The following is a 25,428-nucleotide window of genomic DNA, read 5'->3' as shown; positions in this document are numbered from 1 at the left end:
TGGGAGTCAATGGAAGAGACGATGGAACAGGCGGCTTCACACAACGACAGTACCTATATCGCCCGGCAGCCCATCTATAACCGTCAACTGGGCGTGTATGCCTACGAGTTGTTGTTCCGCTCCGCCTCCAGCCTGCGGTCGGCCACCGGCAGTGATGCGGCGACGTCCCATGTCATTCTGAGCGTCTTTGGCGAGATCGGCCTCGATACCCTCGTCGGTTCCCGCTTGGCCGCCATCAACATGACGCCGCGCCTGTTGCGGGAACTGGAATCCCTGAACGTGCCCGCCGGGCGTCTGATCGTGGATCTTCCCCCTGATCTGCCGGGGGATGAGGCAACCCTGGAAACCCTCAAAAGACTGGCCGGCAGGGGCTACATCCTGGCTCTGGACGATTATGCGCCCGGCGGGCCCCATGACCGCCTCCTGTCCATGGTGCATCAAGTGAAGGTGGATACGGCCCGGCTCAAGCCGGACGACCTGAGGTCCGTTCACAGGCGACTGGCCCGCCATGACGTGAGTATCGTCGCTGAAAAGGTGGAATCGCTGGAAGACTACGAATTTCTTCGTGATCTGGGGTTCCACTATTTCCAGGGCTATTTTCTCAGTCGTCCGCGGCTGTTCAGGGCGGTCGGGCTGGAGGCAGGCAAGCTGACGGTACTGCGCCTGCTGGCCGGCCTGCAGGACCCGACCCTGGATGTCCATCAGCTGCAGCATCTCATTGCCCAGGATGCCGGACTGGCGGTCAAGCTGCTGCGGCTGATCAACTCACCGTTCTTCGGCCTGAGCCGGGAAGTGGACTCTCTGGCCCGGGCCATCCTGATTCTGGGACGTCGCAAACTGGCCACCTGGGCCTGCATGCTGGTGATCCGTGGCCTGGAGGATCGGCCTGCGGGACTGGTACAACTGGCTCTGGAGCGGGCCGCCCTGTGCGAGCGCCTGGCCGGGCGCGCCGGTAGGGGGCCGGTGGAAAATTATTTCACCTGTGGACTGTTCTCCGCCCTGGACCTGATCATGGAGCGACCGCTGGAGCAGATCATTCCGCCGCTGCCCCTGGGGGATGCGGTCAAGGCGGCGCTGCTTCGGGGGGAGGGCGAGATGGCCGAGGTGCTGGCCTGTGCCGGGGCCTGCGAGCGGGGCGATATCGAGGCGGCGGGTTTTGCCGGACTGTCCGCCCGGGACATCAGTGAAGTGACGCTGGAAGCAGGCCGATGGGCGGATGAGGTGCTGTCCGTCTCCCTGACGGGAAAGCCCAGGCATTGACACTTCGCAACCGTTTTTTCAGAATCGAAATGATCCCTTGCCCCGGGGCCGGCACCTGCCGAGTCCCGATGTTTTCGGGCAAGCGGACAGCGCCGATTTGATTCCAGCTTGCGGGCGCTCAAGAAATACGGCTAAAGCGGGTGACGACCTGCTTTGGCGGGTCTTTTTCTTTGCCCGACGGGGCGGGTGTTACAGGAGTGCCCATGTCCCATCCTCTGGATACCTCCGGTTCCCGTGATCCCGGTTTCGATACCCTGGCCATTCGCGCCGGTCAGACCCGCACGGCGGAACAGGAACATTCCGATCCCATCTTCGCCACCTCCAGCTTCGTCTTTGCCAGTGCCGCCGAGGCGGCGGCCCGGTTTGCCGGCGAAACGCCCGGCAACATCTATGCACGGTTCACCAATCCCACGGTGCGCGCCTTCCAGGACCGGCTGGCCGCGCTGGAAGGCGGAGAGGCCTGCGTGGCCACGGCCTCCGGCATGTCGGCGATCCTGTCCACCTGCCTGTCCCTGCTCCGGGCGGGGGACCACATCATCTCGTCCCGGTCCGTGTTCGGTTCCACCACCAACCTGTTCAGCAATTACCTCACCCGCTTCGGCATCGAGGTGAGCTATGTGCCCCTGTCGGATCTGGAGGCCTGGGCGCGAGCCTTGCGCCCCAATACCCGGATGCTGTTCGCCGAGACTCCCTCCAATCCGCTCACCGAACTGGTAGACATCCGTGCCCTGGCGGAACTGGCCCATACCCACGACTGCTTGCTGGCGGTGGACAACTGTTTCTGTACCCCGGTGCTGCAACGCCCGCTGAGCCTGGGGGCGGACCTGGTGATTCACTCCGCCACCAAATACCTGGATGGCCAGGGACGCTGCGTGGGCGGCGCCGTGGTTGGGGATGGCGAACGGGTGGGCAAGGAGATCTTCGGTTTCCTGCGTACCGCCGGGCCCACCATGAGTCCCTTCAACGCCTGGGTTTTTCACAAGGGGCTGGAAACCCTGCCCCTGCGCATGCGGGCTCATAGCGCATCCGCCCTGACCCTGGCCCACTGGCTGGAGAAGCATCCGGCGGTGGAGATGGTGCACTATCCCGGTCTGGCCTCCCATCCCCAGCATGCCTTGGCCGCCCGCCAGCAGGCCGCTTTCGGCGGTATTGTCGCCTTCGAGGTGAAGGGGGGCAGGGAGGCGGCCTGGCGGGTGATCGACAGCACCCGGATGCTGTCCATCACCGCCAACCTGGGGGATGCCAAGACCACGATCACGCATCCGGCCACCACCACCCACGGGCGCATCACGCCGGAGCAACGGGTGGAGCAGGGCATTCGTGAAGGATTGGTGCGGATGGCGGTGGGCCTGGAAGACCCGGCGGATATCCAGGCAGATCTGTCCCGGGGCCTGGACAGCCTGTGCTGAGATGAGACCGCCACTGTTCGCCGATGCGTGATCGAGACTGCCTGCTGCACTGTTTCCATTCCGCCCTGGAGGCGGTCCACGGCGGCACGGTGGTCCGTCGGGCACTGGGGCGTCTGAAGGGACGGGACCCCATCCATCTGGTGGCCATCGGCAAGGCCGCTGCCGCCATGGCGGAAGGTGCGCGAACGATCCTGGGAGAACGTCTGGTCCGCGCGCTGGTCATCACACGGCATGGTCATGCCGATCCCCGGCTGTCGCGGGATCAGCGTTTCATCTGCCTGCAGGCCGATCATCCCCTGCCGGGGGCCGATAGTCTGCTGGCGGGCGGCCGGCTGCTGGATTTCATCCGGTTGACCCCCGAGCAGGGGCATATGGTCTTTCTCATCAGTGGCGGGACCTCCTCTCTGGTGGAGGTGCTGCCGCCGGGGGCTGGGCTGGGAGAACTGCAACGGGTCAACGGTTGGTTGCTGGGCTCCGGTCTGGACATCCTGGCCATGAACCGGGTGCGCGCCGCCATCTCCTGCATCAAGGGCGGGCGCCTGCGAAGCCATTTGGGGCAGCGCCGCGCCGAGGCCTATCTGATTTCGGATGTGCCCGGGGATGATCCGGCGGTGATCGGCTCCGGTCTGCTGGTGCCGCCTTCGGTGGCCCGCCCTCTGCCCGAGCTGCCGCCGGGCATCCGTGAGTGGGTGACCGCGATGGCGGCCCGGGTGCCGGATTGCACCGATACATCGGGAGTGGCCGTCCCGGTCCATGTGGTCGCCACGTTGCGGGATGCCTGTCGGGCTGCCGCGGCCGCGGCCGAACGCTGCGGCATGAATGTGACACTGCATGGGGAATTCCTCCGCGGAGAGGCTGCGCCCTGCGGCGAGCGCCTGGCCCGGGAACTGCTGGCCGGCCCGCCGGGTATCCATATCTGGGGCGGCGAAACCACGGTCACCCTGCCGGCCGATCCGGGGTTGGGCGGACGCAACCAGCACCTGGCGCTGGCGGCGGCCCGGGTGCTGGCGGGGCATCCCGGCATGGCCCTGCTGGCCGCCGGCACCGATGGTTCCGACGGCAATACCCGGGCGGCCGGTGCCCTGGTGGATGCCGGCACGGCGGCCCGCGCCGGTGCGCTGGGGCTGGACGTGGAACAGGCCCTGGCCGGTGCCGATGCCCATGTGCTGCTCAAGGCCTGCGGTGATCTGGTGACCACGGGGCCGACGGGCACCAATGTGATGGACCTGGTGATCGGTATCAGGCAATCTTGACGGATTATTGACGATGTCATGCAGCGGCCGCATCTGCCGTGCCTTGGCGCTTCCCGTTCCCGTCCCCAGACCTGACAGGCATGAACAAGACTCCCACCGTTCCGACCGCTGCGGATCCCTCCACGCTGGAAGACTGGACACACATGCTGCGGGAACAGGAGATGCCGATCTTCTCCAGTACCGTTCAGACCATCCACGATATCATCGGGGATGAGAGAAAGGGCGCCATGGATCTGGCGACCGCCATTCTTCAGGACCCCAACCTGACCGCCAAGCTGCTCAAACTGAGCAACAGTCTCTATTACAACCCTTATCGCAAGAAGATCGTGACGGTCAGTCGCGCCATCGTCATCCTGGGCATCGACGTGATCCGCGAACTGGTGCTGGCCTGTTCGTTTTTTGAGGCCATCCTCTCCCCCCGTAACAAACGCCGGGCCCATGAGGAGATCGCCCAGGCCATTCATGCCGCCGTACATGCCAAGGCGATCGCCGTCGCCGCGGGCGATGATTATCCCGAGGAGGTGTTCATCGCGGCCCTGTTGCAGAATATCGGGCGTATCGCCTTCTGGTGTTTCTGCCGGGAGCAGGGAGAACGTCTGGAAGCGTTGTTGGCCGACGGCCATATTCCCCAGGATGTGGCGGAGCGTCAGGTGCTGGGTTTCAAGCTATCGGAACTGGATGTGTCCCTGTGCAGGAGCTGGAATCTGAAGGGCTTGATCGAAGAGGCCATTCGCAAGCATCCGCAGGTCATGGATCCCCGGATGCGTATCGTCAATCTGGGCTGCGAGGTGGTCGGTGTCCTGAAGGAGAAAGCCGATCCGAAGTCCTATGATGCCTGTCTGGAACGAATCACCGCGATCACCGGACAGACACGGGATGAGGTCAAACAAAGTCTGCGGACCCATACCGATGCGGCCGCCCATATTGCCCGTCAGTTCGGGGCCGTGGAGGCCGCGGAGCTGATCCAGCGCAAGGCGCGCCGGTTTGCGGAGGAAGCGTCCACGGCCATCGCGGCGGTGCCGGACCGCAAGGAACTGCAGTTTCAGATCCTGCAGGAGATTTCGGGGATTCTCAGTGGCGGCACGCTGGATATCAGTTTTCTGTTGGAGATGGTTCTGGAGGGTATACAGCGCGGCATCGGGATGGATCGAACCATGTTTGCGGTGCTCTCCCCCGACCGCGCGACGTTGCGGGAGAAAGTGGCGTTGGGCTGGCGCAGGGACAGCCCGTTGCAGACCATTGCCTTCCCTCTGATTCAGTCACCACCCAATCTGTTTCAGCAGGCCCTCGACAGCCGCGAGGGTGACTGGATCTCCTCGGATCATGACGGCCGATTGCGTACCGCCCATGATGTGGCGGTGGTGGGCAGGCATCCCTGTTTTCTCATGTCGATGTATTCCGAGGACAAACCCATCGGGCTGATCTACTGTGATCGCGCCTATACGGGCCAGCCGCTGACCGAGGAGGATTTCCGTGCCTTTCGGCATTTCGTGCAGCAGGCCAATATCGGTCTTGCCCTGTACCGTCTGCAGGGGCGATAGCGGTCGCAATCCTCAAAGGGTACCCAGCGACATCCCGTCCGGGCGGCACACCAGCAGTCCCCCTGTGTCGTACCAGTCGTGCAGCACAATGCGGCGGGCAGGGTGGCCGTCCAAATCGAGATCATGGATGGCGGGGCGGTGGGTGTGGCCGTGGATCAGGGTGTGGACACCATGGCGGCGCAGGGCATCTTCCACGGCACGGCTGTTCACGTCGGTGATCTCCGCGGACTTGCCGCGGGTGGATGAGCGGCTACGGGCCCTGGCTTCTTCCGCCTCGGCATGGCGCTGGGGCAGGGGACGGGCCAGGAACGCGGCCTGCCACTTCGGATCCCGAACCATGGCGCGAAAGGCCATATAGTCCACGTCGTCGGTGCACAGGCTGTCGCCGTGCATGATCAGGGTGGGGGTACCATAGAGGTCTACCACCGTCTCCGTGTCCAGCAGCCGGCAGCCGCAGCGCCGGGCAAAGGCCTCGCCCACCAGGAAATCCCGGTTGCCGTGAACGAAGTACAGGGGCATGCCCCGGTCGCTCAGTGACTTGAGCAGGTCGAAGGCCTGTCTCAGATGTTCCGCCGGGTCATCGTCGCCCACCCAGTACTCGAACAGGTCGCCCAGGATGTAAAGGGCGTCCGCACCGGGTACGCGGGTTTGCAGAAAACCTTCGAAGAGCCGCAGGCTGTGTGGACGATCCTTGTCCAGATGCAGATCCGAGATGAATAACGTCTCGCTCACAGCCGTGGGGTCACTCGGCGCTGACGCGGGTCATGATGACGGGTTCCCGGGGGACATCCTGATGCATGCCATGGTTGCCGGTGGGCACGGCAACGATGCTTTCCACCACGTCCATGCCTTCCACCACCTTGCCGAATACGGCATAGCCCCAGCCCTGGGGCGTCTCGGCGGTGAAGTCCAGGAAACGGTTGTGCTGGACATTGATGAAGAACTGGGCTGTGGCAGAATGGGGATTGGGGGTACGGGCCATGGCCACGGTGCCCACTTCGTTGCTCAGGCCGTTGTTGGCCTCGTTGCGGATCGGGTCCTTGGTGGGCTTTTGCTGCATGTCCTGGGTGAAGCCGCCACCCTGGACCATGAAGCCGGGGATCACCCGGTGGAAGATGGTGCCGTCATAGAAGCCGTCATTGGCATAGGCCAGGAAGTTGGCGACGGTCTCGGGGGCCTTGTCGGCGTAGAGTTCAAGGACGATGGTGCCCTTGGTGGTCTCGATGGTGACCCTGGGGGCAGTGTTTTCGGCCATGACTTGAGTTCCCATGGTTGCAGACAGCAGGGTGAGGCTAAGGGCAAGCTGTCGAATCATTGATTTCATTGGTGGATGTCCATCGGTGATACCGGTTGACGATCTGCGATGATAGCCGCTACCACGCGGACGGGCAAAGCCCGGGGTGATGGCCCCGTATCCATCGGCTTGGTAAGATCAATCCCCTGACGAACCAGAGACAGAATCCTCGATGCTCCATATCTACAACACCCTCACCCGTCGCAAGGACCCGTTCCAGTCCATGGAACCCGGCAAGGTGCGCATGTATGTCTGCGGCATGACGGTGTATGACTACTGTCACCTGGGCCATGCCCGGGTGCTGGTGGTGTTCGATGTGGTCTACCGCTACCTCAAGGCGCTGGGCTATGAGGTGACCTATGTGCGCAACATCACGGACATCGATGACAAGATCATCCGCCGAGCGGCGGAAAACGGTGAATCCATCGAGGCCCTGACCGACCGTTTCATCCAGGCCATGCACGAGGACGCCGATGCCTTGGGGGTGGCGCGTCCCAGCTTCGAGCCCCGGGCCACGGCCCACATCCACGACATCCTGCACATGATCGGCACCCTGCTCAGGCGGGGCTTTGCCTATGCGGGGGATAACGGGGACGTGTATTACAGCGTCTCCCTGTTCGATGGGTACGGCAAGCTGTCGGGCAAGCGGATCGAGGATCTGCGGGCGGGCGAGCGGGTGGCGCCGGACGAGTCCAAGCGGGATCCGCTGGATTTCGTGCTCTGGAAGGCGGCCAAGCCCGGCGAGCCGGCCTGGGACTCGCCCTGGGGACCGGGGCGGCCCGGCTGGCATATCGAATGCTCGGCCATGTCCACCCATTATCTGGGACATCATTTCGACATCCATGGGGGCGGGCAGGATCTGCAGTTCCCCCACCATGAGAACGAGATCGCCCAGAGCGAGGCGGCCTCCTGCGAACACTATGTGAATTACTGGATGCACAACGGTTTCGTGCGGGTGAACGAGGAGAAGATGTCCAAATCCCTGGGCAATTTCTTCACCGTGCGCCAAGTGCTGGCGCATTACCGGCCCGAGGAGGTGCGGTATTTCATCCTGGGCAGTCACTATCGTAGCCCGCTCAACTACAGTGACGAGCCCCTCAACAATGCCCGTGCCGCCCTGAACCGTCTGTACACCGCCTTGCGGGGGGTGGCGCCGCTGCCGCCGGAAGGGGAGGGGGCGCCGTTCCGGAGCCGGTTCGATGCCGCCATGCAGGATGACTTCAACACGCCGGTGGCGTTGTCGGTGCTGTTCGACATCGCCCATGAGGTGAACCGTCTGCGGGACAGTCAGCCGGAAGCGGCGGGGCGTCTGGCCGGATTGCTTCGGGAAATGGGCGGGGTGCTGGGGATTCTGGGGTCGGACCCGGATGCCTATCTGCAGGGAGGGGCTGGCGAGGGACCGGACGAGGCCGAGATCCAGGCCCAGATCGAGGCCCGTCTGGAGGCCCGTCGGCGCAAGGATTTTGCCGAGGCGGACCGGATTCGGGATGTCCTCAAGGAACAGGGCGTGGTACTGGAGGATGGCCCGGGCGGCACCACCTGGCGCCGCGGCTGAGAGAACAGCAAAGCCCCTCTCCCCTTGTGGGAGAGGGGTTGGGGTGAGGGGATAGGTTCAGGGCAAGAAACAGCTGGCCACCCGTTCCGCGTCCTCACAGGCCTGCAGGGTGTTCTTCATCAGCATCGCCACGGTCATCGGCCCCACGCCGCCGGGGACCGGGGTGATCCAGGCGGCCCGTTCCGCCGCCGCATCAAATTCCACGTCTCCCGCCAGGCTGCCGTCCTCCAGCCGGTTGATGCCCACGTCGATCACGGTGGCCCCCGGCTTGATCCAGTCCCCGCGCACCAGCCCCGGCTTGCCCGCCGCGGCTACCACGATGTCCGCGCGTCCCACATGCTCCGGGGTGTCGACGCTGAAGCGATGGCAGACGGTGACCGTGGCCCCCGCCAGCATTAGTTCCAGGGCCATGGGACGGCCGACGATGTTGGAGGCGCCCACGATCACCGCATGACGGCCCTTGTAGGTTTCCCCCGTGGCTTCCAGCAGTCGCAGCACGCCATAGGGGGTACAGGGACGCAGGCGTGGCAGGCGCAGGGCCAGTCGGCCCATGTTATAGGGATGAAAGCCATCCACGTCCTTGGCCGGGTCCATGCGCTCCACCACCTGCTCGGTGTCGATGTGTCCGGGCAAGGGTTGTTGGACCAGGATACCGTCCACGGTGGGGTCGGCATTGAGCTCATCGATCACGTCCAGCAGGTCTCCCAGGGAGACATTGTCCGGCAGGTCGACGGAGCGGGATTCCATGCCGATGGCTTCGCAGGTGCGGCGTTTGTTGCGGACATAGACATGGGAAGCCGGGTCGTCTCCCACCAGCACCACGGCCAGTCCGGGGGCCCGTTTGCCCGCGGCAAGACGGGCCTCCACCGCCTGGCGGACTTCCTGTTGAACGGTCTGGGCAATGGCGCGGCCATCGATGAGTCGGGCGGGCATGGGCGAGGTCCTGACTGAGGGGGGAACGGATGTCTCTGGAACGGGAGGTATTTTCCCACCGAATGTCCTGATCGTCCAATCCCGGGGGGGCATCGCTAATGGTTGATGGTTGCGGTAGGCTTTGCATCCTTGTGGAGCCTCTGGTAGAGTCGAGACCAAGTCCAGAAATCATGCCCCCATGACCGATCCGCGCGCACAACATGGTGTGATCCAGGCGCCGCCCTCCAGGAGCGGCGCCTGGATGCGTGCGTCCCGCATTGCCCGTCTGCTATCCCTGCTGCGACTGCCGCGCTAGCGGCACACTCTCTCACGCCTGGCGAGGCCAAACGCGTTCGCTGATCCCATGACATCCGCCCCAGGCCGGGTGCGGGTCATGTAGAATTTCCCCCAGAGAGCAAGCGCCCGGACCCCTCCGGCGCGCAGAGGTCACAGAACATGGCAGGCAAAGACAAACTCTTCATCTTCGACACCACCTTGCGCGACGGCGAGCAGAGCCCCGGCGCATCCATGACCCGGGAAGAAAAGGTCCGCATCGCCAAGGCGCTGGAAAAGATGCGCGTGGACATCATCGAGGCCGGCTTCCCCGCCGCCAGCACCGGTGACTTCGAATCCGTGCGGGCGGTGGCCCGCGCGGTGCAGGACAGCACCGTCTGCGGTCTGGCCCGGGCCAAGGACGTGGACATCGATCGCGCCGGCGAGGCCCTCAAGGAGGCCAATTCCGCCCGCATCCACACCTTCCTTGCCACCTCGCCCATCCACATGCAGTACAAGCTGAAGATGTCCCCCGACGAGGTGCTCACCCAGGCGGTGGCCGCCGTCAAGCGGGCCCGGCAGTGGACCGATAACGTGGAATTCTCCCCCGAGGACGCGGGCCGTTCCGAGCTGGACTTTCTCTGTCGGGTGATCGAGGCGGTGATCGACGCTGGTGCCAGGACCATCAACATCCCCGACACCGTGGGTTACAACATCCCCCAGCAGTTCGGCGAGCTGATGAGGAACCTGATCGAACGGGTACCCAACTCGGACAAGGCCGTATTCTCGGTCCATTGCCACAACGACCTGGGCGTGGCCGTGGCCAATTCCCTGGCCGCCGTGCTCAACGGTGCCCGTCAGGTGGAGTGCACCATCAACGGTCTGGGGGAGCGGGCCGGCAACGCGGCTCTGGAAGAGATCGTCATGGCGGTGCGTACCCGTCAGGATGTCTTCCCCTGCGACACCACCCTGGACACCACCCAGATCGTGCCCTGTTCCCGCCTGGTGTCCAGCATCACCGGCTTTCCGGTGCAGCCCAACAAGGCGATCGTGGGTGCCAATGCCTTTGCCCATGAATCCGGCATCCATCAGGACGGGGTGCTCAAGCATCGGGATACCTACGAGATCATGCGGGCCCAGGACGTGGGTTGGTCGGAAAACCGCATCGTGCTGGGCAAGCACTCCGGTCGCAATGCCTTCCGCACCCGCCTCAAGGACCTGGGCATCGAGTTCACCGCCGAGGAGGAACTGAACGAGGCCTTTTCCCGCTTCAAGGAATTGGCGGACAAGAAACACGAGATCTTCGACGAGGACCTTCAGGCCCTGGTGTCGGAGGCGACCATGGCCATGGACAGCGAACAGCTCAAGCTGGTGTCCATGCGGGTCTGTTCCGAGACGGGGGAGACGCCGCTGGCCAATGTCACCCTCAGCGTGGACGGCGCCGAGCGCAGCGGCCAGGCCGAGGGCAGCGGTCCGGTGGATGCGGCCTTCAAGGCCATCGAGACCATCGTGCCCAGCGGCACCCAGTTGCTGCTCTACTCGGTGAACAACATCACCAGCGGTACCGATGCCCAGGGCGAGGTGACGGTCCGGCTGGAAAAGGCGGGGCGCATCGTCAACGGCCAGGGTGCGGACACGGATATCGTGATTGCCTCGGCCAAGGCCTATCTCAATGCCCTGAACCGTCTGGTGATGCCGGATCGTCGCGCTCACCCCCAGCGCGGTGACGTCTGATCCGACATGGAAGAGGGGCTTCGGCGTCGTTATCTTGAGGTCATGGGCATCCAGCAATGGGTGCCCCGTACTCCCTGTGTGGAAGCACCCTTGGCCGCGAAAGCGGTACCCGTTCCCCGGCAGGCCGATGCCCCCGGCGACAGGGTGCCTGACTGGGAAACCCTGTCACGGCAGGTTGAGACCTGCACCCGCTGCGCCGAACTGGCGTCAAGCCGCACCCGGACCGTGTTCGGGGTTGGTGATCGACAGGCCCCCTGGTTGTTCATCGGCGAGGCCCCGGGGGCGGAGGAAGACCGTCGCGGCGAGCCCTTCGTGGGCCGGGCCGGCAAGTTGCTGGACAGCATGCTGGCCGCCCTGGGTCTGGCCCGGGGGGAGGGCGTCTACATTGCCAACATCCTCAAGTGTCGTCCGCCCGGCAACCGTGACCCGAAGCCGGAAGAGGCCGATGCCTGTCGGGCCTTCCTGGATGGTCAGGTTGCCCTGATCCGACCCCGGGTCATCGTTGCCCTGGGGCGGATCGCGGCGCAGAACCTGCTGGCGACGGACGCGGCCCTGGGCGCCCTGCGCGGGCAGCCGCTGAATTACCAGGGCATTCCCGTGGTGGTCACCTACCATCCCGCCTATCTGCTGAGAAAACCCCTGGACAAGCGCAAGGCCTGGGATGATTTGTGCCTGGCGCGGCGCTTGATGACCCGTGCCGCTGACCAGATCGGTACCCCGCACCGATCATCATCTCCGTGAATGCCGTGACCGCGATCCCATTGCAGCTTCGCCCCATGCGTGCCGGTGACCTTCAGGCCATCATGGAGATAGAACCCAGGGCGTACACCTATTACTGGTCGGAGGGGATCTTTCGGGATTGCCTGCGGGTGGGCTATTCCTGCTGGGTCCTGACCAGCCGCTCCACCGGTGAACTGATCGGTTACGGCGTCATGTCCCTGGCGGTGGGTGAGTGTCATGTGCTCAATCTCACCGTTCGTCCGGAACGCCAGGGGCAGGGGTTCGGGCGCTATCTGCTCGGGACGTTGCTGGACATCGCCCGTGATCGCCACGCGGAAACGGTCTTTTTGGAGGTGCGTCCGTCCAATGCACCGGCAGTCGGTCTGTATCGTTCCCTGGGATTCAATGAAGTGGGCATTCGCAAGCGCTACTATCCCGCTGACCGGGGACGGGAGGATGCCCTTGTCCTGGCCCTGCAGCTTTGACACCATCCGGTGCCCGTGCAGGCGGCTTGGAAACCCGGGCTCAACCCTATAGCATCAGCGTTCACTGTTGAAAGGGTTTCTCCATCTTCCATGGAAAGTGATGATCATCCAGTGATGTCGGCGCCGCCCGAGCCCGCCCCCGCGGGTGTGACCGGGCCGGCTGTGGAAACGACGTCCGATCCCTCCGGAGGGAAGGGCGATGATGCCCCGTCCGTGCTGACCCTGGTGGGAATCGGTGCCTCGGCCGGTGGGATCGAGGCGCTCAGCCGTCTGGTGCGGACCTTGCCCGAGCATTCCGGGCTGTCCTACGTGGTGGCCCAGCATCTGTCGCCGGATTATCAGAGCATGCTGACGGAGATACTGGGCCGGGAGACCCGCCTGAAGGTGCTGTCCCTGTCTGATGGCACGGCGCCTCGTCCCGATACTCTGTACATCACCCCGGCGGCTTCCAATGTATTGTTTCAGGATGGTCGATTGCGGTTGCGTGAAACCAGTACCCGCGGCATCCCGAAGCCTTCCGTGGATCTGCTGTTCCGCTCCCTGGCCATCGAACTGGGCGATCATGCCGTGGGGGTCATCCTATCCGGCACCGGTTCCGATGGGGCCGATGGCGTCACCGCCATCAAGCAGGCCGGCGGCAGGGTATTCGTGCAGGACGAACAGACCGCCAAATATCCCGGGATGCCCCAGGCGGCGGTAGCCACCGGAATGGCGGATGCCGTCCTGACACCGGAAGAGATCGCCGATGCCCTGTCACGGACGGCATACCAGCTTCCCGCGGGACACGCTCCCCGTCCCGAGGATCTGGGGGATCCCGGCGAACTGGAGCGTATCCTGCGACTGGTCAGGAGTCGTACCGGCGTGGATATCGGCCAGTACAAGGAAGCCACCATGCTGCGTCGTCTGCAGCGTCGCCTGGCCAGTACCGGGGCCAACTCCCTGTTCCAGTATCTTGAGTACCTGCATGATCATCCGGATGAACCCGAGGCACTGGTGCGGGAGTTGCATATCCTGGTCACCAGCTTTTTCCGGGATGAATCGGCATTCAAGGGCTTGCAGCGGGCCATCGATGCACTGATGAAGAAAAAAAACGCCGGAGAGGCCCTGCGGGTCTGGATCCCGGGTTGCGCCACCGGCGAGGAGGCCTATTCCATCGGCATCCTGATGCACGAGGCCCTGCGCAACAGCGGCCGTGATCTCAAGCTGCAGATCTATGCCACCGACGTGGATCTGGATGCCCTGGCCCAGGCCCGCCGGGGGCTTTACTCCGCCGGTGCCCTGGAGGTGCTGGAGCCGGTCTGGCTGCAGCGCTATTTCACCCGCAGTCGGGAACAGTTTCGCGTCAGTCAGGTGCTGCGGGACTCCATCGTGTTCGCCCGTCACGACCTGATGAAGGATCCGCCCTTTCTGCACCTGGACCTGATCAGTTGCCGTAATCTGCTCATCTATCTCAAGACCCCCATGCAGGATCGGGTCTTCGAAAGTTTTCACTATGCCCTGAAAGTGGGCGGTCTGCTGTTCCTGGGGCGTTCCGAGACCCCTGGCGGTCGTTCACATCTGTTCAGTCCGGTATCCAAGCCGGCGCGTCTGTATCAGCGTGAACCCGGAACGTCCCGTTATATCGCCACCGGGCGCAGCGGCAGCGGCATCGGCGACGGCGCCGTCCCGTCGGGCCGTGGCCGCGGAGCCGGCTCCGGCCGCGAGATCCAGCGCATTCTGGACGCACTGCTGGAAGCCTATGTGCCGCCGGGCCTGTTGGTGGATGTGCAGCTCGATATCCGGCGGGTCTTCGGCAACGCGGGCGACTTTCTGAGTCATGGCGCCGGCCAGACCAGTCTCAACGCCCAGGAACTGTTGCCCCGGCCCCTGGCGCTGGATCTGCGTGCCCTGGTGTCCCGGGCCAAGCGTACCGGTGTCGTGGCTCCCGGGCATCGGATGCGTTTGCCGGGGGACAACGAGTCCGAGCCCTTGCGGCTGGTGGTGCGCCCCCTGTTGGCCGACGATGATGAAGACCTCTACCTGGTGATGTTCGAGCGCATCGGCAGGGATGGGCAGACAGGATCCGAGGAGATGATGCCGGTCGGCCCACCGGAAGCCGATGCGGTGAATGCCCTGGAACACGAACTCACGGCCACCCGCGAACATCTGCAGACCGTGGTGGAGGAACTGGAAACCACCAACGAGGAGCTGCAGTCGGCCAATGAGGAGCTGCAGTCCACCAACGAGGAATTGCAGTCGGCCAACGAGGAGCTGGAAACCTCCAACGAAGAGTTGCAGGCCACCAATGAGGAGCTGTTCACGGTTAACCAGGAATTGCAGGGTAAGACCGAGGAACTGGCTGCCCTGAACACCACCCTGCGCAACGTCAAGGACAGCCTGCCCTACGCTCTGCTGGTGGTGGATCGCAATCTCTGCCTTGCCCTGGTGAATCCCAGGGCCACGGAACTCTTTGGCGTGACGGAGGCGGATCTGACCCGCCCCTTCACGGCGGTGGAACGCCTTCGGCGCCTGCCGGAACTGGTGACCCTGGTACAGCAGGTCATGGAAACCGGGGCACCGGCACAGGCCCAGATCAGTCTGCCTTCGGAGCATCTGGTACGGGTTCAGCCCTTCACGGACAGGAGCGGCCGGCACAGCGGTGCCGTGGTGACCTTTTGGGATAACGCCGACATGCTCAGCGCCCATCGGGCCCTGCGGGAGAGCGAGTCCCGGTTACGGCAGATCATGGACAAATCCCCCCTGTGGGCCTACGTCAAGGATCGAGCCGGTTCCTATCAGATGGTCAACCATTGCTTTCTGGCCGGTCTGGACGTGGCGCTGGAGCAGGTGGTCGGACACGTGGACGAACAATGCCTGCCCGAGGCGGTGGCCCGATTGTTCCGGCAAGCGGATCATGAGGCCATGTGCCGGGATGATGTGCTGGAACGGGAGCACCATCTGCATCTGGAGACGGGGGAGGTGATCCTGCTGGCGCAGCATTTTGCCCTGCGGGATGAAAAGGGACTGGCCTATGCGGCCTGCATGCAGGCACTGGATATCACCCAGCGCAAGCGGGATGAATACCGTCTTGCCAGGGCGCGGGACGAGGCGGAGCGGGCCAACCGGGCCAAGAATGAATTCTTGTCCCACATGAGTCATGAGTTGCGAACCCCGCTCAATGCCATTCTGGGGTTCAGCCAGATCCTGGAACATGAGTATGCCGAAGAGCCCGCCCTGAGCGAGCCGATCCGCGAGATCCTCCGGGCGGGCTGGCATCTGCTGGCCCTGATCAACGACATTCTTGACCTCTCCATGCTGGAAAGTGGGCGCCTGCATGTGCAGGCGGATTCCGTCAGCGTGGATGCCATCGTTCAGGAGTGCGTGGCAACCCTGCGGCAGGCCGCGCAGGCCAAGGAAATCACGGTGACGGTCGTTCCGGGTGAGGCGTTGCTGGTGCGCGCCGACCCGACCCGGTTGCGTCAAGTACTGATCAATCTGCTGTCCAATGCCATCAAGTACAACCACCCGAACGGCACGGTGAAGGTGTCTACCACCCGGCACGGGGATCGTGTATGGATCAGGGTCGAGGACGATGGCCTCGGCATGACCCCGGAACAGATTGCCAACCTGTTCCGGCCGTTCGTGCGCATGAGCCGTGAGATCTGCTCCGAGGACGGTATCGGTATCGGGCTGTCCCTGTCCCAGCGGCTGATGCAGATGATGGGGGGGGACATCCGTGTGGAGAGCGTGCCGGACCAAGGCAGCGTCTTCACCCTGGATCTGCAGTGGGTGACCACCGGTTCCGAGTCGGAGGAAGCCGCTTCCGAAGCCGCGACGGATGAGAGGCAGACAGGTCTGCGGGAAAAACCGGTTGCCGCCGGCTGTATGCGGGCACTCAAGGTACTCTACGTGGAGGACAATCGGGCCAATATGCGCCTGGTTCGGCGCATGTTGGCCCACCGCCCCGGGGTGCGGCTGCTGGAGGCCGGGGATGGGCAGTCCGGTCTGGCGCTGGCGCGCGCCGAACTGCCGGGCTTGATCCTGCTGGATCTGGGGCTACCCGACATCCATGGCTTTGAGGTATTGCGACAATTGCGGGCGGACAGGGCCACGGCGGGCATTCCCGTGGTGGCCGTCAGTGCCGATGCCGGGGAACTGCGGGTCACCGAGGCCCTGGAGCGGGGGTTTTGCACCTACATCGAAAAGCCTTTTCGGTTGGAGGACCTGGATGAGGTGCTGTCGGCCTTCGGTCAGTGTCGGGGCGCCGCGGGTCCGGAGGCCTCGTCCGGTGACTGAGCCAGCAGCTTTTCCAGGATCTGCAGGAATCGGGGTACGTCCAGCGGTTTGGTGAGATAGGCATCGAAGCCTTCCGAATGCCCCCGTTCCATGTCCCTGCGGGTGGCGAAGGCGGTCAGTGCGATGACCGGGATGTCGGCCGTGGCCGGGGCGGCCCGCAGTCTTTTGAGGACTTGATAGCCGTCCAGGTCAGGCATGTTGATGTCCAGCAGGATCAGGTCCGGCTGGTGAGCACCGGCCAGTTCCAGGCCGAATCTGGGGTTGGGCGAGTTGAGCAGCCGCAGATGGCCATGACGACGCAGGATCTGTGCGACCAGCCTGATATTGGCCGGATTGTCGTCGATATGCAGAATGGTGCGCGGTGCATGCTCTCGATCCGGGACCGGGTGCGGCCGGGTGTCCGGTGATGACCCATCGCTGTCATCGTTCCATTCTCCCCGTGGCAGGCGCACCCGAAAAGTACTGCCCTTGTCCGGCAGGCTGTCCACCTCGATATCGCCCCCCATCACTTCGGCCAGGCGTCGGGAAATGGCCAGTCCGATGCCCGTCCCTTCGGTTTCCAGCACATCCGCGTCCAGCCGGTTGAAGGGTTCGAACAATTCCGCCAGGCGATCCGGCGGGATGCCGCGACCGGTATCCGTGACACTGACGGTGATGGTGCCGTCCCGTGGGTGCTCCTCGCCGCAAATTTCCAGTAGTCCGGCATGACGGTTGTACTTGATGCCGTTGGAGAGCAGGTTGATCAGGATCTGCTTGAAACGCATCCGGTCGGCGAAGGCAACGCAACGGGATGGGCAGCGACTCTGGATGCGGATCTGGTGTTCCTGGGCCAGGGGACGTACCAGCATGATGCATTCGTCCACCAGTTCCCGCAGGGGGACATTTTCCAGTGACAGTTCGACCCGGCCGGCCTCCACGGTGGCCAGATCCAGTACCTGGTTGATCAGTTGCAGTAGGTGCCGTCCGCCCCGAAGTATTTCCTGCACGTGTTCCTGCTGCTCGGGATTGAGTCCGGGATCGATTTCCAGGAGTTGGGCAAATCCCAGCACCGCATTCATGGGCGTGCGCAGCTCGTGACTCATGCTGGACAGGAATTCGGACTTGGCCCGACTGGCCCGTTCGGCTTCCTCCTTGGCTTCCACCAGGGCGGTCTCGTTGCGCTTGATGTCGGTGATGTCCAAATGGCTGATCACCAGGTGATGTCGTTGTTGCTCCGCGACGGCTTTCAGGGGCGTCACCCGAATCCTGTGAGTCTGCGGATCAATGCGATACTCATCTTCGTAGACCTCAAGATCCCCGGCGATGACGCCGCGGATGCCCGCCGCGATACGGGCCGCATCCGCAATGCCCCGGGCGGCGGCCCGGTCACACACGTCAAGATAGTTGATGCCCTGGGAGATCCGGTCTTCCGGTGCCTGCCCCTTGCGCCCGTATTCACGCCAGGAACGATTGACCGCGACGATGGTTCCCGACATGTCCAGTACGCAGATATTGGCGCTGAGTGAGTCGATGATACCCTGGGCAAAGGCCCGGGCCTCGCTCTCCTGCTTCTGGAATTCCGCCTCCTTGGCCTTGCGTTGCCGCTCCCGGGCCATTTGCCGCAGGGCATGGGACAGATCTTCCACCACGCCCTTGAGCAGGTCGGTGATCTGGGGGGTGAAATGTTCGGGTTCACCGGCGAGGAAACTGGCCACGGCGAGCAACTCGTCACCGACAAAGACGGGAAAGTGCCCGCAGCTGTGAATCCGCCGCTCAATCGCCCACGACCGCCAGCGGTCGGGAACATGGGGAGCATGTTCCTTACAATCGCTGCAGATCAGGGGCTGTTCGTTGATGAAATGCCAGGGCTGCTTTCGGATCGACTCCCATAGGGTTTCCAGGGGAATGTCCGCCAGCTGCGTCGCCGTCAGGCCGTGGGAGGCCCAGATCCTGGGTGTTTGCCCCGGTCGTGCGCGAGCGGTGAAGACGCAGGCACTGAAGCCGCCCTGTTCCACGGCGATGCGGGCGGTGGTCTTGAGCAGACGGATTTCGTCTTCCAGTCGGGTGATGGCTTGATTGACGGCTGCGCGGGTGCTGTAGAGCCGAGTCAGCTGGGTGACCTGGGCCTCGGCCTTCTTGCGGGCGGTGATGTCGCGGTTGACCCCGCGCCGGCCCAGATAGGTGCCGTCCTTGTCCACGATGCCCTGACACTGATGCTCGATATGTCGCAGTTCTCCATCGGCACGGCGGATGCTGAACTCCATGGATACATGGGGGCTTTCGCAACCTTCATGGACTTCCTGCAGGTGCCGTTGCCAGCGTTCGACATGCTCGGGGATGAGCAGGCGTTCCATCAGCTGCGGGTCATCCTTGAAGGCCTGGGGTGGAAATCCGCTGATATCCTGACATCCAGGGGAGACATAGACATACCGGCCTTCCGGGTGGTACCAGTAATCCCAGTCCGGGGAATGGTCGGCGGCAATGCGGTAGCAGGTTTCCTGTTCACGCAGTTGGACATGGGCGATGCGTAGCGCCTCCTCATGGCGCATCTGCTCGGTGAGGTCCACCACGGCACAGGAAAATTCGCAAGGACGTTCCTCCCGTCCCGGCAGGCGGGCGATGTGCAGTTCCGCGGGGAACGATTCGGTTCGCTCGCCTCCCGACAGCAGCGTGATCTGATACAGGCTGGCCTGCCCCTTGGCCTCCGCCTGCAGCAGGGCGAGGTTGAGTTTTGGCTCATCCTGGGGGTGGACCAGGCGTCGCAGCAGCATGTGTCGGCTTGACTGTAGCCTGAAACCGAACCGTGCTTCGGCTTCACGGTTCGCCTGGAGGATGAGGCCATACCGATCCACCACCAGGGCGGCGATGGGCAGTCCGCCCAGGAACGCGGCGTAATTGTCCAGCAGACGCTGGTTCAGGGCCTGGTAATCCCTGAGTTCCCGGTTCTGCAGTTCCAGCTCGCTCTGATAGATCCGCAGGGTTTCCAGCAGTTCGGTCAGATCAAGATGGCCTGCCTCCATGAGCCTGCGTAACTGATCGACGTCTCCTTCCCTGATGGCCCTGGTCGCGTGCGTGCGTGCATCTGCATCTGATTGAGGGGAGTTGTCTTCAGGCATGGCGCCTTCTTCAGGGGTGAAACCAGCGGGAAACGAGATTGGATTCTATCAACACAGGCCGTGCCGTGACGATGGAATTGTCCCGGCATGCGCATCGGTCCAGTCAACCGATGTCATGCTCATGCGTATTGCGGGTTGAAGGCCGGATGATGAGGCCGGCTCAACCAGGAGATCCATCATGAAATCATTCCAACTGCCTTTTTCCCGCCGTGTCACGGGCGCTGCCATACTGGTGGGCGCGGTTGCACTTTCCCTGTCCATGGGCGCCATGGCCGCTCCCGGTGGTCTTGGTGCGATGGATCGTGATACACCCCGGCAGGTGTGCCGGGATCTGACCGATGACGCCTGGGCGGCCTGCCGCGAGGCCATGCGGACCACCCGTGGCGAGCGTCGTGCACAGTGTCCGGTGGCGGAAGACAGGCCCATGGAGCGTTCCTGGAGACAGGATCGCCGGGGTGATCCGATGTGGGGCGAGGCAAAGCATCCCCGCATGTCACCGGAAGATCGCCAGGCATTCCTTGCATGGCGCGAAGAACAGCGCGCGGCATGGGAGGCCATGTCGGCTGAAGAACGGGAGGCCTTCAGGGCAGAGCGTGCCGAGCGATTCGGTCCAAGGGGCATGGATGAGGAAAAACGGGCCGCGATGCAGGAACAGATTCGGGAACGGCGTCAGGCATGGGAGGCCATGAGTCCTGAAGAACGTCAGTCCATGCGGGAGAATATGCGAAGCATGCGTGAACAGATGCGCAGCCTGGACCCGCAGGAACGCCTCGAACTTCGGGAAAGACTGCGGGACATGACACCCGATGAGCGTCGCGCCTGGTTTGAACAGCAGCGAGGCTGAAAACGATGACAAGGATCCATGATGCCGAGCCGGAGTCACAGTGATGCAAGGTCTTGCCCTGCGAACGGAGGTGTATGTGGATGATGCCGACGTGCATGGCGACACGCCCGCCGAGGCGGCATCACCCGCGACCCTGGAACGGTTCCTGGAACAGGTTCAGGGTCGCGGGGTACGGATGGCAGCCCTGGCCCTGGGGGATCGGGAGGCGGCGCTGGATGTGGTTCAGGATGCCATGACCGCGCTGATTTCCCGTTACGGCGACCGGTCGGCGGAGGCATGGGAACCCCTTTTCTGGCGCATCCTGCAGACCCGCATCCGGGATGTTTACCGGCGTCGCCGGGTGCGGCAGCGGGTGATGGCTGTGCTGGGGCTGGGGGATGACGCCCAGGAAGATCCCATGCTGACGCTGCCGGACACCTTCACCCCCGGCCCGGACCAGTCCCTGGAGGATGGCCGTTTTGCCGTGGATCTGGAGTCGGCTCTGAGACAACTGCCCCTTCGACAGCAGCAGGCCTTTTTGTTGCGTCACTGGGAGGGGCTGGATACCGCCGCCACGGCGGCGGCACTGGGCGTCAGCGAGGGCAGTGTGAAGACCCATCTGCACCGCGCCCTGCAAACCCTTCGACAGCACCTGGAGGCCTACCGATGAGTCCCGAAGATCGCGAGATGGAGCCCTGGCTCTGCCGGGTCCGGCAGACCCTTGATCGGCAGGCTGGCCTGTCCTTGCAGGAGGAAATGCGTCTGCAGCGGGCCCGCCGTGAAGCCTTTGCAAGGGCGGATGCCGGGGCCGGGCCCAGGTCGGTGGCGGATGCCAGTAAAAGGCACGGATGGATGCCTCTGGGCGGCCTTGCCGCTGCGGCCTCGGTGATGCTGGCGGTGGTGCTTGTGCTCAATCTGGACACCATGGGGCATCCACCCTTGCCGGTGGTCCTGGCTGAAATGGATGACATCGAGTGGGTGCTGGACATGGATGACTCCTTCCTGATGAATGATCCGGCATTTCTGCAATGGGTGATGGAGGAATCGGGATGAGTCGGTATCTGCCTGGATTGCTGGTTATGTTTTTGTTATGTCTGCCGGGAGTGGCCTTCGGTGTGCCGCCCGAACCTGGCCAGGGTCCTTTCCCTGATCGGGGCCCCGGTGACCGTGGGCGAGGCGAACGGATGATGATGCCGATGGACAAACCCGCTCCGGACTGGGCGGAACTGACCCGTGCCGAACGCGCCATACTGGCGCCGTTGGCGGAGCGCTGGGATGATCTGCCCCCGCACCGGCGCCTGCATTTGCTGCGCGTGGCCGATCGCTGGCAGGATATGACGCCCGAGCAGCGGGCCCGTTTCAGTGGCGATCTGCGGCGCCTTGAGTCGCTTTCGCCCGAGGAGCGTCGGCAGTTGCATGATCAACGTCGTCGGATGGAGGCCATGCCCGAGCATGAACGTCGATTGCACCGGGAGCGTCTGGAGCACTTCCAGCGCCTGCCGCCGGATGAGCGGGAGCGTTTGCGGGAGCGCTGGTTGCAGATGAGTCCGGAGGAGCGTCAGGCCATCCGGGAGCGAAGCGGGTCTCCCGGGCGGTGATGCCGGGGCCCACAATCCTTGGGCCATCCTCCCATCTGTCGTAAAATGCACGGTTTTACCCACAGGCCGTGCCGCCCATGCCCTCCAGATACGCGACTGAAACCGCCCGCCGCCGTACCTTTGCCATCATTTCGCACCCGGATGCCGGCAAGACCACGGTGACCGAAAAGCTGCTGCTGTTCGGGGGTGCCATCCAGTTGGCGGGGACCGTCAAGGGCCGCAAGGCGGCCCGGCACGCCACCTCGGACTGGATGGAGCTGGAAAAGCAGCGCGGCATTTCCGTGACGTCCTCGGTGATGCAGTTCCCCTACAAGGACCGCATCGTCAACCTGCTGGATACCCCCGGTCACCAGGACTTCTCCGAGGACACCTATCGCACCCTCACCGCGGTGGACTCGGCCCTGATGGTCATCGACGTGGCCAAGGGGGTGGAGGAACGCACCATCAAGCTGATGGAGGTGTGTCGCCTGCGTGATACCCCCATCATGACCTTCATCAACAAGCTGGACCGGGAAGGCCGCGAGCCCATCGAACTGCTGGATGAAGTGGAGGATGTGCTCAAGATCCAGTGTGCCCCGGTGACCTGGCCCATCGGCATGGGCAAGCGCTTCAAGGGTGTCTACCATCTCAAGCGGGATGCGGTGCACCTGTTCTCGCCCACCCACGGCGGCAAGATCCAGCAGGGCGAGATCATCCAGGGTCTGGACAATCCCCGTCTGGACGAGGTGCTGGGCAGCCAGGCGGCGGAACTGCGCGAGGAGCTGGAACTGGTCATGGGGGCGTCCCACGAGTTCGACAAGGACGAGTACCTGGCCGGACGGCAGACGCCGGTATTCTTCGGTTCGGCCATCAACAACTTCGGCATCCAGGAGTTGCTGGATGATTTTGTCGAGCACGCCCCCGCGCCCCAGCCTCGCCCCACCGAGACCCGAAAGGTGTCCCCGGACGAGGAAACCTTTTCCGGTTTCGTGTTCAAGATCCAGGCGAACATGGACCCCCAGCACCGGGACCGGATTGCCTTTTTGCGCATCTGCTCGGGCACCTTCACCAAGGGCATGAAGCTCAACCATGTGCGCATCAAGCGGGATGTACGCATCTCCGATGCCCTGACCTTCCTGGCCTCGGACCGGGAACACCTGGAAGAAGCCTATCCCGGGGACATCATCGGCCTGCACAACCACGGCACCATCCGTATCGGTGATACCTTCACCCAGGGCGAGGCCCTGGCCTTCACCGGGATTCCCAACTTCGCCCCGGAATTGTTCCGGCGCGCCCAGTTGCGCGACCCCCTGAAGATGAAGCAGCTGCAGAAAGGGCTGCAGCAGCTCTGCGAGGAGGGGGCAACCCAGTTGTTCCGGCCGCTGACCAACAATGACCTGATCCTCGGTGCGGTGGGTGTGCTGCAGTTCGACGTGGTGGCCCATCGCCTGAAATCCGAATACAACGTGGACGCCGCCTTCGAGACGGTTTCGGTGCAGACCGCCCGCTGGGTCACCTGCGAGGATGAGCGCAAGCTGGAGCAGTTCAAGGACAAGGCCGCCGCCAACCTGGCCATCGACCATGGCGGTGATCTGGTGTACATCGCGCCCACCCGGGTGAATCTGCAGATGGCCATGGAGAAGTGGCCGGAGATCACCTTCAGCGCCACCCGGGAGCATGGGATCAGTCAATGAACTACTCCCGCCAAGCCTTTCAGGCTATGGCGTGAGTTTCGCGCTTCACGGGGCATGGACCTGCCGGGCGGTTCGGGTTAGCCTGCCCCGGATCACCAAACAACCCAGCAGGAGCCAGTCAGCATGGTCACAGCCATCATCCTCATGAATGTGGAACGCAGCCGGATCAACGCGATCGCGGATCGTCTGGCGGACATGAAGGAGATATCCGAGGTGTTCTCGGTGAGCGGCAATTACGACCTCATCGCCATCGTCCGCGTCCCGCGCAACGATGATCTGGCCGAACTGGTGACCCACCATCTGCTGACCATCGAGGGACTGGAGAAGACCAATACCCTGCTGGCCTTCAAGGCCTACTCCAGGCATGACCTGGAGGCGATGTTCTCGGTATAGGGGGAAAGCGTGTGTGGCTAACCCCGCGGGGACCCATGACGGATCTCCGCGGGGCCTGACATGCGGCTTAGGCCGTGGTATTGATGATGGTGCCCACGTTGGGGGGGAGTGCGGCACTGCTCACATCCGGCAGGGCCTCCACCAGGGCCAGGGCACCCTGGGCCTGGGTGTCGATGGCCTTCTTGAGTACCGCCGTACCGACATCCTGCGCGAGTTGTTGCTGGGACATCTGGGTAGCCAGGGCGGCGATTGCGTTGACGTCCATAATGAAAACCTTTGGGTTTTGCGTGAGTGTCCGAGGCGCCTGCAAGGCCCCTCAATCAGTCTATCGGCGGATTTGCCGCAGACTTGAGGGCTCGATCGGAAAAGACCCGGGAAGGCATCGTGCTGATCATTTCCAATAGCGTGACACTGGCTGACTGGGAAATCGAACTGACCCAGATCCGGGCCCAGGGGGCGGGTGGGCAGAACGTGAACAAGGTGTCTTCCGCGGTACACCTTCGCTTTGACATTCCCAGGTCCAGCCTGCCGAGGGTGTACAAGGAACGACTGCTGCAACGGGCCGATCAGCGGATCAGCAAGGAGGGCGTGGTGATCATCAAGGCGCAACGCTTTCGCACCCTGGAACAGAACCGGGAGGACGCGCTCGCCCGCCTGAAGGATCTGATCCTGGAGGCCATGAAGCCGGTCAAGGCGCGCAAGGCCACCCGTCCCACCCTGGCTTCCCGAAAACGGCGTCTGGAGAGCAAGATTCAGCGGGGTAGGGTCAAGGCCCTGCGGGGCAGGGTGGAGCCGTAGCGGTTGATGGATCAGGGTAGCCGATGCTGTTCCAGCAGGGCCTCGCGGATCCGGCTCGACAGGGGTTCGCCCGCCATGGTCATGATCACGGGGTGAATGTCGGTGGCCTCGTCATTGAGTACCGGCAGGGTGAAGGTCTGCAGTACCCGCCGGTGGGGTTCCCCATGCTGGTCCGGCTGGATCACATGTTCGCCATCCATCTGGCCCACCACCACCCGGGGGCCCGCTTCCAGGATCTCTATCACCTCGCAGTGGATGCCGTCCACCGTGGCCTCGCGGCCGATCAGGGATTCCAGTAGTTTGAGCAGGTCTTTCATGGCTCTCAGTATACTCGATG

At 63.7% G+C, this 25,428-nt stretch carries 22 protein-coding genes; 16 read left to right on the top strand and 6 right to left on the bottom strand.

All coding sequences use genetic code 11. The features are described 5' to 3' along the window. Positions 1–9 precede the first annotated feature (9 nt). The 4 genes from LQD11_RS11205 (at position 10) to LQD11_RS11190 (ending at position 5,463) form a co-directional block, all read left to right on the top strand. Positions 10–1,260 carry an EAL and HDOD domain-containing protein gene (locus LQD11_RS11205; protein WP_238617618.1) on the top strand — a complete coding sequence of 417 codons (1,251 nt, stop codon included), beginning with the start codon at positions 10–12 and terminating at the stop codon, positions 1,258–1,260. A gap of 203 nt (positions 1,261–1,463) precedes the next feature. After that, positions 1,464–2,669 (top strand): O-succinylhomoserine sulfhydrylase, encoded by a 1,206-nt coding sequence (locus LQD11_RS11200; protein WP_238617617.1) that lies wholly within the window; start codon positions 1,464–1,466, stop codon positions 2,667–2,669. Positions 2,670–2,692: 23 nt separating this feature from the next. Continuing rightward, positions 2,693–3,922: a glycerate kinase type-2 family protein gene (locus LQD11_RS11195; protein WP_238617616.1), complete on the top strand. Its 1,230-nt coding sequence runs from the start codon at positions 2,693–2,695 to the stop codon at positions 3,920–3,922. Between the two features lie 80 nt (positions 3,923–4,002). After that, complete coding sequence (locus LQD11_RS11190) at positions 4,003–5,463, top strand: HDOD domain-containing protein (protein WP_238617615.1); 1,461 nt, start codon at positions 4,003–4,005, stop codon at positions 5,461–5,463. Positions 5,464–5,475: 12 nt separating this feature from the next. Here the strand turns inward: LQD11_RS11190 and LQD11_RS11185 are convergent, their stop codons facing one another. Together LQD11_RS11185 and LQD11_RS11180 are read right to left on the bottom strand one after the other, a co-directional pair. After that, positions 5,476–6,195, bottom strand: a complete 720-nt coding sequence (locus tag LQD11_RS11185; RefSeq protein ID WP_238617614.1) for a UDP-2,3-diacylglucosamine diphosphatase — start codon at positions 6,193–6,195, stop codon at positions 5,476–5,478. Between the two features lie 10 nt (positions 6,196–6,205). Next, positions 6,206–6,778 (bottom strand): peptidylprolyl isomerase, encoded by a 573-nt coding sequence (locus LQD11_RS11180; RefSeq protein ID WP_050814174.1) that lies wholly within the window; start codon positions 6,776–6,778, stop codon positions 6,206–6,208. A 151-nt stretch (positions 6,779–6,929) separates the two neighbouring features. Here LQD11_RS11180 and cysS point away from each other — a divergent pair, with 151 nt between their 5' ends. Next, positions 6,930–8,312, top strand: a complete 1,383-nt coding sequence (gene cysS / locus LQD11_RS11175) for a cysteine--tRNA ligase (protein WP_238617613.1) — start codon at positions 6,930–6,932, stop codon at positions 8,310–8,312. A 57-nt stretch (positions 8,313–8,369) separates the two neighbouring features. Here cysS and folD read toward each other — a convergent pair whose 3' ends face one another. After that, on the bottom strand, positions 8,370–9,245 hold the full coding sequence (folD, locus tag LQD11_RS11170) for a bifunctional methylenetetrahydrofolate dehydrogenase/methenyltetrahydrofolate cyclohydrolase FolD (RefSeq protein WP_238617612.1): 876 nt from the start codon (positions 9,243–9,245) through the stop codon (positions 8,370–8,372). Between the two features lie 435 nt (positions 9,246–9,680). On the opposite strand from folD, the gene LQD11_RS11165 reads away from it, so the two are divergent. From LQD11_RS11165 to LQD11_RS11150, 4 genes are all read left to right on the top strand, one after another. Beyond that, the gene (locus LQD11_RS11165; RefSeq protein ID WP_238617611.1) at positions 9,681–11,231 is read left to right on the top strand and encodes a 2-isopropylmalate synthase; all 1,551 of its coding nucleotides are present in this window, start codon (positions 9,681–9,683) and stop codon (positions 11,229–11,231) included. A 6-nt stretch (positions 11,232–11,237) separates the two neighbouring features. Continuing rightward, on the top strand, positions 11,238–11,972 hold the full coding sequence (locus LQD11_RS11160; protein WP_238617610.1) for a uracil-DNA glycosylase: 735 nt from the start codon (positions 11,238–11,240) through the stop codon (positions 11,970–11,972). Next, on the top strand, positions 11,969–12,436 hold the full coding sequence (gene rimI / locus LQD11_RS11155) for a ribosomal protein S18-alanine N-acetyltransferase (protein WP_238617609.1): 468 nt from the start codon (positions 11,969–11,971) through the stop codon (positions 12,434–12,436). Before LQD11_RS11160 ends, rimI begins: the two co-directional genes overlap by 4 nt. A gap of 114 nt (positions 12,437–12,550) precedes the next feature. Next, positions 12,551–16,711: a chemotaxis protein CheB gene (locus LQD11_RS11150; protein WP_238617608.1), complete on the top strand. Its 4,161-nt coding sequence runs from the start codon at positions 12,551–12,553 to the stop codon at positions 16,709–16,711. On the opposite strand, the gene LQD11_RS11145 is transcribed toward LQD11_RS11150, so the two are convergent. Further along, complete coding sequence (locus LQD11_RS11145; protein WP_238617607.1) at positions 16,666–19,710, bottom strand: ATP-binding protein; 3,045 nt, start codon at positions 19,708–19,710, stop codon at positions 16,666–16,668. The two genes, LQD11_RS11150 and LQD11_RS11145, sit on opposite strands and share 46 nt — an antisense overlap. A 274-nt stretch (positions 19,711–19,984) precedes the next feature. On the opposite strand from LQD11_RS11145, the gene LQD11_RS11140 reads away from it, so the two are divergent. The 6 genes from LQD11_RS11140 to LQD11_RS11115 all read left to right on the top strand — a co-directional run bounded on the left by LQD11_RS11140 (position 19,985) and on the right by LQD11_RS11115 (position 24,293). Continuing rightward, on the top strand, positions 19,985–20,650 hold the full coding sequence (locus LQD11_RS11140) for a type 2 periplasmic-binding domain-containing protein (protein WP_238617606.1): 666 nt from the start codon (positions 19,985–19,987) through the stop codon (positions 20,648–20,650). 43 nt (positions 20,651–20,693) lie between these two features. Beyond that, complete coding sequence (locus LQD11_RS11135) at positions 20,694–21,299, top strand: RNA polymerase sigma factor (protein WP_238617605.1); 606 nt, start codon at positions 20,694–20,696, stop codon at positions 21,297–21,299. Further along, entirely contained in the window at positions 21,296–21,682 is a 387-nt protein-coding gene (locus LQD11_RS11130) for a hypothetical protein (protein WP_238617604.1), read from the top strand. Before LQD11_RS11135 ends, LQD11_RS11130 begins: the two co-directional genes overlap by 4 nt. 143 nt (positions 21,683–21,825) lie before the next feature. Continuing rightward, complete coding sequence (locus LQD11_RS11125) at positions 21,826–22,227, top strand: DUF3106 domain-containing protein (RefSeq protein ID WP_238617603.1); 402 nt, start codon at positions 21,826–21,828, stop codon at positions 22,225–22,227. A gap of 77 nt (positions 22,228–22,304) precedes the next feature. Beyond that, positions 22,305–23,900, top strand: a complete 1,596-nt coding sequence (locus tag LQD11_RS11120; protein ID WP_238617602.1) for a peptide chain release factor 3 — start codon at positions 22,305–22,307, stop codon at positions 23,898–23,900. A gap of 123 nt (positions 23,901–24,023) precedes the next feature. Next, positions 24,024–24,293: an Lrp/AsnC family transcriptional regulator gene (locus LQD11_RS11115; protein ID WP_238617601.1), complete on the top strand. Its 270-nt coding sequence runs from the start codon at positions 24,024–24,026 to the stop codon at positions 24,291–24,293. Positions 24,294–24,360: 67 nt separating this feature from the next. Here the strand turns inward: LQD11_RS11115 and LQD11_RS11110 are convergent, their stop codons facing one another. Then, positions 24,361–24,558: a YjfB family protein gene (locus LQD11_RS11110; protein WP_008930724.1), complete on the bottom strand. Its 198-nt coding sequence runs from the start codon at positions 24,556–24,558 to the stop codon at positions 24,361–24,363. 119 nt (positions 24,559–24,677) lie between these two features. On the opposite strand from LQD11_RS11110, the gene arfB reads away from it, so the two are divergent. Beyond that, positions 24,678–25,091, top strand: coding sequence for an alternative ribosome rescue aminoacyl-tRNA hydrolase ArfB (arfB, locus tag LQD11_RS11105; protein WP_238617707.1), 414 nt, complete (start codon positions 24,678–24,680; stop codon positions 25,089–25,091). An 11-nt stretch (positions 25,092–25,102) separates the two neighbouring features. Here the strand turns inward: arfB and LQD11_RS11100 are convergent, their stop codons facing one another. After that, positions 25,103–25,408, bottom strand: a complete 306-nt coding sequence (locus LQD11_RS11100) for a hypothetical protein (RefSeq protein WP_008930726.1) — start codon at positions 25,406–25,408, stop codon at positions 25,103–25,105. Between the last annotated feature and the right edge of the window lie 20 nt (positions 25,409–25,428).

The sequence above is a fragment of the Ectothiorhodospira shaposhnikovii genome (genome assembly GCF_022227765.1).
Lineage (GTDB): Bacteria > Pseudomonadota > Gammaproteobacteria > Ectothiorhodospirales > Ectothiorhodospiraceae > Ectothiorhodospira.
The sequence above is the reverse complement of the archived record's forward strand: the minus strand, read 5'-3'. Positions and strand labels throughout refer to the sequence as shown.